The following is a 12,314-nucleotide window of genomic DNA, read 5'->3' on the forward strand; positions in this document are numbered from 1 at the left end:
TCGTTCTTACAATTTATTACTGTAAAGCAATCTGGCTTTTGTTAAATTTAATTCATCGCTTAGCAATCAATAGCTCGAAGGACAATATCATGAAGATCAAACCGCTTATTACTACTATGCTCGTGGCAGGGATGTTAACAGCCTGTAGCTCGACTGGAGAAAAAACTGCCTCTGAGTCGAAGATAAATATACCAGACTGGGTTTTGAACCCGGCTGTTGAAAATGGCATCGCAGCTGCCGATTGTGTGAAGTTCTCTGGAAACATCTCGATTGACCAGAAAATGGCAGTGGCTAACGCAAGACTGGCGTTAGCTCAACAGATTGAAACACGCATTGAAGGGCTAGACAAAACCTTTGCTAACCGTACCGATGCGAACGAAGAAACCACAGTGGGCGCGACGTTTAGCTCAGTTTCAAAGCAGCTAACAAAGCAAACGCTTAATGGCTCTCGCGTGATTAAAGCCGACGTCGTTGAAATTGGCGGCAAAGATTATTTCTGTGCACTGACGACATTATCACCGGCACTGACAAAAAGTCTGTTTAAAGACCTGGTGAAAGAGAGCAAGAAACAAATTAATCCGCAAGATGAGCAGTTCCTGTATCAGGAGTTCAAGGCATTTAAAGCAGAAAAAGATCTGGAAAAAGAAATCGCCAGATTAACCAATTAATCGACTCGTTAGCGCACCGAAAGGTGCGCTATTCATTGATAGGAGTGGGCTGTGAAAACCATACTTGCATTGACGATTGCATCTCAGTTTGCCGCCGCGGCAGCGGTTGCCAGTACATCCAGTTTATTTAATGAGCTGGAAGCGGCAATGCAAACCTATGACAACAGCGCCCAGGAACAAACGGAATTTGAGCGCTATAAGGCGCAGCATTTACAAGAATTTAATGACTATGTTGAGGCACATTTTGAGGAGTTCGATGCGTTTCGTGACCAACTGATCCAACAGTGGGGAGAAGCGAAGGTTTCTGACCAAAGCCAGTTTGTTAGTTATTCTGAGGATAACCGGGAGCGCCTGGAGGTCGATTTTGAAAACAATGAAATCGTACTCAGTGTACGGCATCATGCCGGCTCTCATGTCTCGGATGAGCAGGTTTCACAGGCGATTGAGAGATTTAAACAATCTGAAGATGAGCTGTTTCATTCATTTCTCAGTGGCGGTGCTCTGGACGATGGCGTGAGTGAGCGCAAACAAGTTGCGATAGATAATGGACTTCGTGTAAAGTCCATTATAGCGGCAAAAGCCCAGATCAAGCAGCAAACTCAGGAGCAGAAGAAGCTCGCAGAACAACAAGCCGACGAAGCACTGGCGCTGGAGTCTGATCCGCAAGTAGTTGAAGCCGCGAGCAAGCAGCTTACAACCAAAAAGACGGAGCTGGATCAACTAGCTACCAAGCGCATTAAAAACCTGACCAAATCTGTTAAACAAATCTCAAAGACTGAGCCTCAGCAGGTCACCCAGGTCCGGATTAAAATGCCGAAAAATGGCCTGGCACATAAACGTGCAGCCCAGTACCAAGGCCAGATAGCAAAGCAAAGTGAGCGTTTTGAAATAGAACCCAGTCTGGTACTGGCGGTTATGCATACAGAAAGCCACTTTAATCCGTTAGCAAAATCACATATTCCGGCATTTGGCTTAATGCAAATCGTGCCTACCAGCGCGGGGGTTGATGTTAATCGCTTCCTGCACAAGCTGGATGAGCCAATGAGTCCGCCTTATTTGTATGTTGTTGATAATAACATCGAGGCCGGCACAGCCTACCTACACTTGCTCAATGATCGTTATCTGAGTGCGATTAAGGATCCCTTGAGCCGTAAGTACTGCATGATTGCTGCGTATAATACGGGTGCTGGTAATGTCGCGAGTGTGTTTAATGCTGACGGCTCTCGCAATATCAAGCGTGCGGCGAGGGTGATTAACTCATTGTCTCCTGAGCGTGTGCTAGAGGCATTGCAGCAGGGTTTGCCTTACAACGAAACGCGCCGTTATCTGAAAAAAGTACTGGCGACTGAAAAACTCTATATTTAATTCCTCACGGGAATAACAGTTCGAACAGAGCTGGTATTCCCGGCTCATTGCGCTTCTCTTTTATCGAATGACCAGCCTGATGCAATTCTTTGCGCTCCTGGCTGATCGCTGCCACCTGATACCCATCACCATTTACCTGAAAGCCATATCTAAGCAGAAAACCTCTGATATTTATTGGGCATAGGTCTAGTCAATAGGTGCAAAACAGCAAAGTTTACTTGTTTAGCAGCGAGATATTCCTGCCTTGCTGACTGTTTAAACAAGCGGGTGGCTCCCATCATCTTGAACCTTGTGCATAGGAACTAAAGCTATTGAGGCGAGCGGATGAATGTACGGTGCTTTTTTCTGAGCTTGATTTAACATTGGTTGACTGAGTATGCGCTATGAACTTTCAGCGTTCATGGGGACTTTAGGGAGGATCAAAAAGGGCCGCTTGGGCGGCCCTTTTAAGTGGTTACGCAACGCTTATTCGTAGCTTGCTGGCGATGCCATGGCTGAGCTGGCTCGTGCTGTTGGCGACTTAGAGCCAGAACCCTGACCACTGTCACTGACCTTTTCACGCATTGAGTCTGGCATTACCGAGACAGTAATAGCAATCTCTGCACTGTTATCAGCTGCTGCTTTTGTCATTGGCGCTTCGGCGCCGTATTGATAACGTGCCCGGCCCGATACAACTTGCTCGGCAGGAGTTGCAGTTACAGGAACTTCCTGCGCTTCAACAACAGGAGCTACTTCTACTTGCTCTGTAGCTGGCGCTTCAGCAGTAGGTGCTTCCACTTGCTCTGTAGCAGGCGCTTCATCAGCAGTTGCTTCTACTTGCTCAGTAGCAGGCGCTTCATCAGCAGGTGCTTCATCAGCAGGTGCTTCTACTTGCTCTGTCACAGGTGCTTCAGCAGTAGCTACTTCCACTTGCTCTGTAGCAGGCGCTTCATCAGCAGTTGCTTCTACTTGCTCTGTCACAGGTGCTTCAGCAGTAGCTACTTCCACTTGCTCTGTAGCAGGCGCTTCAGCAGTAGGTGCTTCCACTTGCTCTGTAGCAGGCGCTTCAGCAGCAGGCGCTTCCTCTTGCTCTGTAGCTGGTGCTTCAGCAGCAGGCGCTTCTACTTGCTCTGTAGCTGGTGTTTCAGCAGCAGGTGCTTCCACTTGCTCTGTAGCAGGCGCTTTAGCAACCGATGATTCCACTTGCTCCGCTACTGGCGCGCCTACAACAGGCGCTTCAGTTTCACTCGCCACTTGCTGTGGCTCTGAGTCTGATGTTTTTGCTGTAGCGTTTAGCTCAGCTTCAAACTCAGCGGCAGCCTGATCAGCAACAGGTACAAACGCTGGTGTTGCATCCTTATTGTCGTTGCGTTTACGCTTTTGGCCTGCTGCTCTCAGGTGGCGCGGCGAACGACGTGAACGAGTACGAGGTTGCTCTCGCTGCTCTTTGTCCTCTTCGCTTGCCTCTTCACCTTGCGCATTATTCTGGTTCAATGCTTGAGCCTGTGTTACCACTTCATCAGCCGGTGCATCTGCTGTTTGCACTTGCTCCACGGCTTCTCGCGGGGCAGCGGCTTTGACGGTAGCGTCATTGCTTTGCTCAGTTACTGGCTCAGGCTGCTGCTCTGGAGTCTGTGCATACTCAGGTTGCGTTTTAGCGCTCTCATCTTTGGCCTGAGAGGCTTTTACTTCACCCTCAATACGTACTTTCTTTTTCAGGTTGCGGCGCTGGCGACGTGGCTTATTCGCTTTCTCCTGAGTTGCGTTTTCAGTATTGTCTTGCTTTTGTTCAGTAACTGGCTCTGCACTTTGCTTTGCTTTATCTGAATCGTTGCGACGACGCTGGTTCTGACGACGGCGCTTGTTACGGCCTTCGCTGCGTTCCTGGTTGTCGTTACGTTCATCTTTGCGTGTCTTGCTGTCGTTATTGTCTAACTCAGTTTTACGGCTGTCGTTACGCTCATCGCTGCGGTTTTCGTTACGACCATCGTTACGACCATCGTTACGACCATCGTTACGACCATCGTTACGACGGTCATTACGGTTACGGTTTTTGCGACGTTGCTGGTTACGACGACGATTGTCCTGGCGCTGTCGAGGTTGCTGCTTAGGTTGCTCTTCCTCTTTTTGCTCTTCCTCACCACCAAACAGGCCTTTCAGCCAAGTTCCGATGCGGCTTAGCAGGCCCGCTTCCTCTTGTGCTTTGTTTTGAGTCTCTGGCCGCTTGGCTGTTTGTGCAGCTTGTGGCGCTGCTGCAGGTGCTGGCGCTGGTGCAGTTGGCATTGCAACGCCTTTAAGAACCGGCTCTTCTTTTACCACTGGTGCAGCGATAGGTGCGGCTATCTCTTCAATTTCAGGGGTAACAACCTGCTCGTAGCTCACACTCTCTGGCACATCGTCTTTGCGCAGACGAACCACATCATAATGTGGTGTTTCCATATGCTGGTTAGGAATGATCACAACGTCACAGTTATGGCGCTTTTCAATGCGCTGAACCGCACGGCGCTTTTCGTTAAGCAGGTAAGAGCCCACTTTTACAGGTACCTGTGCGTTAACCTGAGCCGTGTTTTCTTTAATCGCTTCTTCTTCGATTAGACGCAGGATAGACAAAGCAATCGATTCGTTTGAACGGATCGTGCCCTGGCCGTCACAACGAGGACAAGAATGCTGGCTGGCTTCACCCAGTGAAGGGCGCAAGCGCTGGCGTGACATTTCTAGCAGACCGAAGCGTGAAATTTTACCAATTTGTACGCGGGCGCGGTCGGCACGTACTGCATCTTTCAAGCGGTTTTCTACTTCACGCTGGTGACGCGGTGGCGTCATATCTATGAAGTCGATCACTATCAGACCACCCAGGTCACGCAAACGTAGTTGACGAGCAATTTCGTCTGCCGCTTCGAGGTTGGTGTTGAGTGCCGTTTCTTCAATATCACCCCCTTTGGTTGCCTTAGAGGAGTTGATATCAATAGAGGTCAGTGCTTCAGTTGGATCAATGACGATTGAACCGCCAGAAGGCAAACGCACTTCACGCTGGAAAGCTGATTCGATCTGGCTTTCGATTTGGTAGTGCGTGAACAGCGGAACGTCGTTCTGGTACAACTTAACGCGGTTAATAAAGTCTGGGCGGAAGCGCTCAATATGGGCTTTCGCTTCTTCGAATACACGGGCTTTATCAATCAGGATCTCACCGATATCGCGGCGCAAATAGTCGCGGATAGCACGGAAGATAACGTTACTTTCCTGGTGGATTAAGAAAGGTGCTTTGCCGCTGTCCGCAGCATTTTGGATAGCTTCCCAGTGTACCAGCAAGGCTTTCAGGTCATACTCTAATTCTTCAAAAGACTTACCCACACCCGCTGTACGTACGATCAGACCCATGCCTTTAGGTAGATTCAGGCGGCTCAGTGCTTCTTTTAGTTCGATACGCTCATCACCTTCGATACGGCGAGAAATACCACCTGCCCGAGGGTTATTTGGCATCAGTACCAGGTAGCTACCGGCAACACTGATAAAAGTGGTCAGTGCCGCACCTTTTTGGCCTCGTTCCTCTTTATCAACCTGAACAATGACTTCCTGACCTTCTTTGATCACATCTTTGATGTTTGGACGACCGTTGAAGGTATAACCTGATGGGAAGTATGTTTTGGCTATTTCTTTGAGAGGGAGGAAACCGTGGCGCTCAGCACCATAATCAACAAAAGCGGCTTCTAGGGAAGGTTCTATACGAGTGATTTTACCTTTGTAAATATTAGCTTTTTTCTGTTCATGACCAGGGCTTTCGATATCAAGATCGTACAGACGCTGGCCGTCAACCAGTGCAACGCGCATTTCTTCTTGCTGCGTCGCATTGATCAGCATACGTTTCATATTTTTACTCTACTTAATTTTTTTACACTTTGCCTGTGCACGCTAGTTCAGGTGTTTAGTGTTCCTATTTTTATAATGCAGTCTCACGACTGGGAGACGGGAACAATCATTTACTTCCGCATGTAACGCTTATGCCACACTGCTTTTTAAGTGGCGGGTTACTGAGTGTTTTACTCAACTTACGGATGTCGCACGGGCCTAAACATATCCCGACTAAACTACACAAGACATTAATAATTATTGCTTTTAATTTCGGTTATTTAGCTGTGTTTAATCAGTACAATGAACTATTACACGCTTCATTTCAGATTAAACGCACGTATTTGTCACTGGGCCGGGTCGATAAAGCTGTGGAAATCTCAGCTCTAATCTGTATGATCCTCCACCCAAGATGTGCATCACAGCGGCATCAATGCGATAAAAAGCACGCTCGCAAAGATAGGCGGGCCGATTATCCCACTAATACCTCCGTGATAGCAACTAAATTATTACTCAATTCAGTGATTAGGCAATGTCAGAAAAAACCGGCTTAAAGGTAAGTTTTGTAACCATAACAGAAGACCAACTCGGTCAGCGCATAGATAACTTTTTGCTTACCCACCTCAAGGGGGTACCAAAGAGTGCAATCTACAAAATTCTTCGCAAAGGGGAGGTCAGGGTTAACAAAAAGCGGGTCAAGCCGGTTTATAAGCTGCAACTGAACGACGAAGTGCGTATTCCGCCGATTAAAGTGGCAGAGAAGTCAGAGTTTGTACCGAAAAATCTGGACAAAGTAGCCGGGCTTGAAGATGCGATTCTGTATGAGGATAAGTATCTGATTGTCATGAATAAGCCATCTGGTATGGCGGTGCACGGCGGTAGCGGTCTGAGCTATGGGCTGATTGAAGCAATTCGTGCATTGCGCCCGGAAGAAAGAAATCTGGAGCTAGTACACCGTCTCGATCGTGATACCTCCGGCTGTTTATTGATCTCAAAACGTCGCTCCATTCTCAAAGGGTTGCACGAACAGCTCAGAGAAAAAACCATGGAAAAGAATTACTGGGCACTGGTGTGTGGTGAGTGGTCTGCAAAGCATAAAAATGTCACTGAGCCGCTGCGCAAAAACACCCTGCAATCCGGCGAGCGCGTGGTGCGAGTTGATCACGAAGAAGGCAAAGCGTCGCATACGCGTTTTCGGGTACTGGAGCGCTTCAATGGTGCGACTTTGGTTCAGGCATCGCCTGTCACGGGACGCACCCACCAGATCCGTGTGCACACCCAGTGCAAAGGTCACCCAATAGCGTGTGATGATAAGTATGGCGATCAGGTGTTTGACAGCCAAATGCGCCAGCTCGGCCTGGGTCGCTTGTTTTTGCATGCCCGTGAGCTCAGATTTATCCATCCTAAGCATGAGACTACGCTTCATGTTGAAGCACCGCTGGACAAAGCGCTGGAGCACTGCCTTAAAACACTAAGAGGTACCCATGGCATATAAACTGGTTATTTTCGATTGGGATGGTACGGTCATGGACACTGTGCCTAAAATTGTTAATACCCTTCATAAGGTAACGGCATGTCATGGGCTTGAGCCCATTTCAAATGAGGCAGCCAAGTCAATCATAGGTTTGTCACTTGAGAAGGCCATGGCAACTTTGTTCCCAGAGCAACAAGATAAGGCGGCTGATTTAGCATTGACGTATAAACGTCTATATAAAGAAGACACAACGCCCATCATCGTGTTTGAGGGAGTTGCAGCACTGCTTGCTGAATTGAAGGCTCAAGGGACCTTACTTGCTGTTGCGACTGGCAAAAGTCGTGCTGGCCTGGATAATTTGCTGGCGCACAGTGGTTTGAGTGACTACTTTAATGTCACTAAAACAGCGGATGACGCAAAGTCAAAACCCGATCCGGATATGCTGCTGCAGATCCTAAACGAGCTGGATGTGTCTCCTGAAGAGGCTATTATGGTAGGCGATACGGGGATTGATATGGCGCTGGCAAGCAATGCTAAAGTACCCGCTATCGCTGTCACCTTTGGTGCTGCCAGCGAAGCGCAGCTCAAGGCCTACGCGCCACTGGCATTGTGCCATAGTTATGCTCAGCTGAGTGACTTCCTATTGTCCGAGTACATCGACGCCGAATTCGCCCAGTGATTTAGTCAGTTCAATCAGAGGGAGCCCAATTAATGTATTGGGATCGTCTCCCTCAAGTTTATCGAACAGGCAAATACCCAGTCCTTCACTTTTAAAACTCCCTGCACAGTTAAGCGGCAGCTCCTTTGCGACATATTGCTCAATCTGAGCGTCTGTTAACCGACGAAAATGCACTTTAAACGGCACGACTTTAGTTACGGCTCGCTGCGTTTCGAGCTCATAGACGCATAGCCCGGTGAGAAAAGTGACCACCTGACCGCTGAATTGTTTGAGCTGCGCATGGGCGTTTTCCACCGTGTGAGGTTTGCCAAGGATCTGGCCGTCAAATAAAGCGACCTGATCTGAGCCAATGACCAATCCACTGCTATAATTCTGATGCGCGACACGCGCTTTGCTTTCACTTAATCTGGCAACCAGCTCGGCAGGCGTCTCTTGAGGTAAAACTGATTCATCAATGTCGGGAGAAAAGCTGTCAAATGGCAGGCACAATTTTGCTAAAATTTGCTGTCGAAATGGTGAGCTAGAGGCTAATATAAGTGGTGATTTCATAAGTACCGTCACTGCGTTGTAGTAAATTCTCCATAGGATAATCACAACGTGGTTAAAAACAATATGAAAGTTTAATTTTGCTTTGACTAAAGCATTAACTATCTATATGATGCAGCCCCTATGCAAAAGGTGAAAATTCCCATCACCATTGATCCTTGCAAAGCGGCACAGCGCCGGGCCAGTTATGACGGTGTGATAGCGCTTGAAGAACTTTCTCGTTTGCAGCAAGTTGTGCAAGATCAAGTAGGTGAAATAGCGGTAACTATTCGTTGCGAAACAGACCAGCAAGGTTTGGTTGTGGTACGTGGAAACGTGCAAGCCAAAGTCACCGTGCTGTGTCAGCGTTGTAACGATGAATTAGGGTTGGATTTGGAACAAGACTTTGCGTATTCGCCAGTCGGATTCGGTACAGAGTCGGAAGAACTCCCTGAGTGTTATGATGTTGTGGAGTTGGATGAAGAAGGTGAAATTAATCTGCGGCAAATTGTCGAAGATGAGTTGATACTGGCGATCCCAATCGTTCCTAAGCATACAGAAGCATCTTGTTCTTTTTCTGATAAGCCAGTTAGCTTTGGTGATATAGAAGAACAAGAGAGTAAACCAAATCCATTTGAAATTTTAAAACAACTTAAGAAAGATTCTTAGGAGATAGGCTAATGGCGGTACAAAAAAGTAAAGTGTCACGTTCACGTCGTGGCATGCGTCGTTCACACGATGCTATTAACGGTCCTACACTAACTGTAGATCAAGTTTCTGGTGAGACTCACCGTCGTCACCACGTAACTGCTGACGGTTACTACAAAGGCGAAAAAGTAATTTCTAAGTAAGAGATTGCTTTATGCACGCTGATCTAACCATAGCGTTAGATATGATGGGGGGCGATTACGGCCCCCGTTCATCTATACCTGCCGCGCTCGCTGCAGTCGAAAAACACCCCCGCTTAATTTTGTTGCTCTGTGGCAACCGAACCGTTCTTGAAAGTGCGCTCGAAAAAGCCAACGCCCTGTCACATCCACGTTTAATCGTTAAGCATTGCGATGAAGTTGTCACCAATACGTGTGATCCGGCTCAGGCATTGCGCAACAAACGAAATTCCTCCATGCGAGTGGCACTGGACCTGGTTAAGTCAGGCCAGGCGCAAGCATGTGTCAGTTCCGGTAATACTGGCGCACTATTGAGTATGGCGCACTACGTTCTGAAAATGCTGCCCGGTATCAAAAGGCCCGCTTTAATCACTTCTGTACCAACAGAAAAAAAACAACCCGTTTATTTGCTGGACCTTGGTGCTAACATACAGTGCGATCCCGAAACCTTATTACAGTTTGCCATTATGGGTTCCATTGTCGCAGGTGCTGCACTGAAACTGGACAAACCTAAAGTTCACCTGCTCAACATCGGGCTTGAAGACATAAAAGGGCACGATGGGATAAAGCAAGCTGCCAGATTGATGCAAGGCTGTTCCGCCATCAATTATCAGGGCTATTGCGAAGGGAGTGATATATTTTCAGGTAAGTCAGACGTCATTGTGTGTGAGGGTTTTGTTGGTAACGTCGCATTGAAAACCTGCGAAGGAATTGCCAAACTTATCATGTTTAAGTTTACAAAAGCGTTGAAAAAGCACCTTTTTTACCGCTGTCTGGCGTTTTTACTCAGGCCCGTCATAAAAAAACTGTATAAACGTGTGAACCCCGACCAGTATAATGGCGCAAGTCTGGTAGGATTGCGCGGTATTGTAGTGAAAAGTCACGGAAATGCGTCGAAGAAGGCTTTTATGGCCGCGATTGAAGAAGCGGCCAGAGAGGTCGATAGACGTATTCCAGATAAAATCCAGGCGGCCTTTGAAGAAATGGCGCCGATTGAAGAGACATCTGTCAGATCCTAGTTTCATCCAAATAGTGTGGCTAAGGAAATGGCAGAATACAGAAATCATAAGAGCACACTATGTCACAAAAGATTGCTTTACTATTTCCAGGCCAGGGCTCTCAGAGCGTTGGCATGTTGGCGGAATTATTAGAAACTTCCAAAGTTGTTCAGGATACCTTTGCAGAGGCCTCTGCAGCACTGGGTTATGACCTGGCAAAACTCGTTTTAGATGGTCCTGAAAGCGAGCTAAATGAAACACACCGCACCCAGCCTGCACTGTTGACTGCCAGTGTGGCGATTTTCCGACAATGGCAAACCGAACAGGTAGACGCTGAACTGGTATTAGCGGGACACAGTTTGGGTGAATATTCCGCCCTGGTGTGTGCAGGCGTGCTTGACCTGTCTACGGCCGTTAAACTGGTTGAAAAGCGTGGCTTGTATATGCAACAGGCAGTACCGGCAGGCACTGGATCAATGGCCGCAATTATCGGTCTGGATGACGAGACCATTGCGAAGATCTGTGAAGAACAATCAGAGCAGCAAGTTGTGGCGCCGGTTAATTTCAACTCTCCAGGCCAGGTGGTCATTGCTGGTCACAAAGAAGCAGTAGAGCGTGCATCAGAAGCCTGTAAAGAGGCGGGAGCGAAGCGTGCACTGCCGTTGGCTGTAAGCGTGCCTTCTCACTGCGCGTTAATGAAACCTGCGGCCGAGCAACTTGCAGCAGACCTTGCCGAGATCGAGTTTTCAGCACCCAACTTTCCAGTGATCAATAATGTCGACGTAGTTGCGCAGCAAAGTGGTGATGCAATTAAAGATGCCCTGATTCGTCAGCTATATAGCCCCGTGCGTTGGACTGAGACGGTACAGCAATTGGCGAAAGAAGGGATCACTCAGGCTTACGAATTTGGCCCGGGTAAAGTTATCACTGGCCTGGTTAAACGAATTGATAAATCTGTAGCGTGTAGCGCCGTCAATGATACGGCAGCAATCACGTCTGCTAAGTAAATGACGGAATTGAATATGACAAACCTATTTGATTTAACAGGTAAAGTGGTACTTGTTACAGGCGCAAGCCGTGGTATTGGTAAGGCTATTGCAAATGCGATGGTAGCACAAGGTGCAAAGGTAGCAGGTACTGCAACAAGCGAATCGGGTGCAGAAAAAATTTCTGACTATCTGGGCGAAAATGGTAAAGGTTACAAGCTTAATGTAACTGACGCAGAATCGATTGAAGCAACGCTTCAGGCAATTAAGCAAGACCTGGGTGATGTGGATGTGTTGGTTAACAATGCGGGTATTACCCGTGATAACTTGTTGATGCGCATGAAAGATCAAGAGTGGGATGAGATCCTTGATACTAACCTGAGTTCAATTTTCCGTTTGTCTAAGGCAGTTTTGCGTCCTATGATGAAGAAAAAATCAGGCCGTATCATTAATATTGGCTCTGTGGTTGGCACAATGGGTAATGCGGGTCAGGCGAACTATGCAGCTGCTAAAGCAGGTGTGATTGGTTTTTCAAAATCGATGGCCCGAGAAGTGGCATCACGTGGTATTACCGTTAACGTGATTGCACCTGGCTTTATCCAAACAGACATGACTGATGAGCTAACTGACGAGCAAAAGGCGGCAACGCTCGCGAACGTGCCGGCAGGGCGCCTTGGTAAGCCGGAAGAAATCGCAGCAGCAGCAGTTTATCTCGCATCTGATGCTGGTGCTTATGTATCTGGCGAAACTTTACACGTAAACGGCGCTATGTATATGGTGTAACAATTGCTCGCGAGGTTTAATTTTTTGTGATCTTGCGGCAATCTTACTTGAAATTGCTATTAAAATAGGCGATAAAAGTACAAAATATTTAGTAACAGGTTTGACCAGAAAAAAAAGTCATGGT

The 12,314-nt window shown here is 47.6% G+C and carries 11 protein-coding genes; 9 read left to right on the forward strand and 2 right to left on the reverse strand.

Translation table 11 applies throughout. The features are described from left to right. The first annotated feature begins 89 nt into the window (after positions 1-89). On the forward strand, positions 90-668 hold the full coding sequence (locus tag L1285_RS06950) for an LPP20 family lipoprotein (RefSeq protein ID WP_235411496.1): 579 nt from the start codon (positions 90-92) through the stop codon (positions 666-668). A 51-nt stretch (positions 669-719) separates the two neighbouring features. Next, positions 720-2,033, forward strand: coding sequence for a transglycosylase SLT domain-containing protein (locus L1285_RS06955; protein ID WP_235411498.1), 1,314 nt, complete (start codon positions 720-722; stop codon positions 2,031-2,033). Positions 2,034-2,498: 465 nt separating this feature from the next. Here L1285_RS06955 and rne read toward each other — a convergent pair whose 3' ends face one another. Beyond that, complete coding sequence (rne, locus tag L1285_RS06960) at positions 2,499-5,879, reverse strand: ribonuclease E (protein ID WP_235411500.1); 3,381 nt, start codon at positions 5,877-5,879, stop codon at positions 2,499-2,501. Positions 5,880-6,390: 511 nt separating this feature from the next. Here rne and rluC point away from each other — a divergent pair. Next, positions 6,391-7,353, forward strand: a complete 963-nt coding sequence (gene rluC, locus L1285_RS06965; RefSeq protein ID WP_235411502.1) for a 23S rRNA pseudouridine(955/2504/2580) synthase RluC — start codon at positions 6,391-6,393, stop codon at positions 7,351-7,353. Next, on the forward strand, positions 7,343-8,011 hold the full coding sequence (locus L1285_RS06970) for an HAD-IIIA family hydrolase (RefSeq protein ID WP_235411503.1): 669 nt from the start codon (positions 7,343-7,345) through the stop codon (positions 8,009-8,011). Before rluC ends, L1285_RS06970 begins: the two co-directional genes overlap by 11 nt. On the opposite strand, the gene L1285_RS06975 is transcribed toward L1285_RS06970, so the two are convergent. Then, positions 7,973-8,560 (reverse strand): Maf family protein, encoded by a 588-nt coding sequence (locus L1285_RS06975; RefSeq protein WP_235411505.1) that lies wholly within the window; start codon positions 8,558-8,560, stop codon positions 7,973-7,975. The genes L1285_RS06970 and L1285_RS06975 overlap by 39 nt on opposite strands. Before the next feature lie 120 nt (positions 8,561-8,680). Here L1285_RS06975 and yceD point away from each other — a divergent pair, with 120 nt between their 5' ends. From yceD to fabG, 5 genes are read left to right on the forward strand one after another with little or no spacing between them, the layout of a single operon-like run. Beyond that, positions 8,681-9,205 carry a 23S rRNA accumulation protein YceD gene (gene yceD / locus L1285_RS06980; protein ID WP_046005926.1) on the forward strand — a complete coding sequence of 175 codons (525 nt, stop codon included), beginning with the start codon at positions 8,681-8,683 and terminating at the stop codon, positions 9,203-9,205. Positions 9,206-9,216: 11 nt separating this feature from the next. Next, complete coding sequence (rpmF, locus tag L1285_RS06985) at positions 9,217-9,387, forward strand: 50S ribosomal protein L32 (RefSeq protein WP_010382129.1); 171 nt, start codon at positions 9,217-9,219, stop codon at positions 9,385-9,387. Positions 9,388-9,398: 11 nt separating this feature from the next. Next, positions 9,399-10,442 (forward strand): phosphate acyltransferase PlsX, encoded by a 1,044-nt coding sequence (plsX, locus tag L1285_RS06990; protein ID WP_235411507.1) that lies wholly within the window; start codon positions 9,399-9,401, stop codon positions 10,440-10,442. A 59-nt stretch (positions 10,443-10,501) separates the two neighbouring features. After that, positions 10,502-11,428: an ACP S-malonyltransferase gene (gene fabD, locus L1285_RS06995; RefSeq protein ID WP_235411508.1), complete on the forward strand. Its 927-nt coding sequence runs from the start codon at positions 10,502-10,504 to the stop codon at positions 11,426-11,428. Between the two features lie 15 nt (positions 11,429-11,443). Then, positions 11,444-12,190: a 3-oxoacyl-ACP reductase FabG gene (gene fabG, locus L1285_RS07000; protein WP_046005929.1), complete on the forward strand. Its 747-nt coding sequence runs from the start codon at positions 11,444-11,446 to the stop codon at positions 12,188-12,190. Positions 12,191-12,314: the final 124 nt, after the last annotated feature.

This window comes from Pseudoalteromonas sp. DL2-H2.2 (genome assembly GCF_021532535.1).
In the GTDB taxonomy this organism is placed as follows: domain Bacteria; phylum Pseudomonadota; class Gammaproteobacteria; order Enterobacterales; family Alteromonadaceae; genus Pseudoalteromonas; species Pseudoalteromonas rubra_A.

Excerpts from the sequence above, each read along its gene's own strand:
- L1285_RS06950 (WP_235411496.1), top strand. The coding sequence starts at position 90 with ATGAAGATCAAACCGCTTATTACTACTATGCTCGTGGCAGGGATGTTA.
- rne (WP_235411500.1), bottom strand. The coding sequence starts at position 5,879 with ATGAAACGTATGCTGATCAATGCGACGCAGCAAGAAGAAATGCGCGTT.
- rluC (WP_235411502.1), top strand. The coding sequence starts at position 6,391 with ATGTCAGAAAAAACCGGCTTAAAGGTAAGTTTTGTAACCATAACAGAA.
- L1285_RS06970 (WP_235411503.1), top strand. The coding sequence starts at position 7,343 with ATGGCATATAAACTGGTTATTTTCGATTGGGATGGTACGGTCATGGAC.
- L1285_RS06975 (WP_235411505.1), bottom strand. The coding sequence starts at position 8,560 with ATGAAATCACCACTTATATTAGCCTCTAGCTCACCATTTCGACAGCAA.
- yceD (WP_046005926.1), top strand. The coding sequence starts at position 8,681 with ATGCAAAAGGTGAAAATTCCCATCACCATTGATCCTTGCAAAGCGGCA.
- rpmF (WP_010382129.1), top strand. The coding sequence starts at position 9,217 with ATGGCGGTACAAAAAAGTAAAGTGTCACGTTCACGTCGTGGCATGCGT.
- plsX (WP_235411507.1), top strand. The coding sequence starts at position 9,399 with ATGCACGCTGATCTAACCATAGCGTTAGATATGATGGGGGGCGATTAC.
- fabD (WP_235411508.1), top strand. The coding sequence starts at position 10,502 with ATGTCACAAAAGATTGCTTTACTATTTCCAGGCCAGGGCTCTCAGAGC.
- fabG (WP_046005929.1), top strand. The coding sequence starts at position 11,444 with ATGACAAACCTATTTGATTTAACAGGTAAAGTGGTACTTGTTACAGGC.